Genomic DNA, 247 nt, shown 5'->3' with positions numbered 1-247 from the left:
AAGAACCTGCCTTTGTAGTGTCCACACAGATTGTCTGATGAAAAGTAAACAGCAAGGCGTCTTGCGATTGAGACTTCAGTGTCCCCTTCGTCTAGAGGCCCAGGACACCGCCCTTTCACGGCGGTAACAGGGGTTCGAATCCCCTAGGGGACGCCACTTGCTGGTTCGTGAGTGAAAGTCACCTGCCGTCATATCTCAAAACTGACTTGCGAGTCATGTTTGAGATATTTGCTCTTTAAAAATCTGG

Annotated in this window: 1 tRNA gene; it reads left to right on the top strand. The window is 49.4% G+C overall.

The window, feature by feature from the left end:
- Window positions 1–80 precede the first annotated feature (80 nt).
- Window positions 81–156: transfer RNA gene (locus IM265_RS21585), tRNA-Glu, on the top strand.
- Window positions 157–247 lie beyond the last annotated feature (91 nt).

It is taken from the genome of Enterobacter cloacae complex sp. P17RS (assembly GCF_014895885.1).
In the GTDB taxonomy this organism is placed as follows: domain Bacteria; phylum Pseudomonadota; class Gammaproteobacteria; order Enterobacterales; family Enterobacteriaceae; genus Enterobacter; species Enterobacter bugandensis.
The sequence above is the reverse complement of the archived record's forward strand: the minus strand, read 5'-3'. Positions and strand labels throughout refer to the sequence as shown.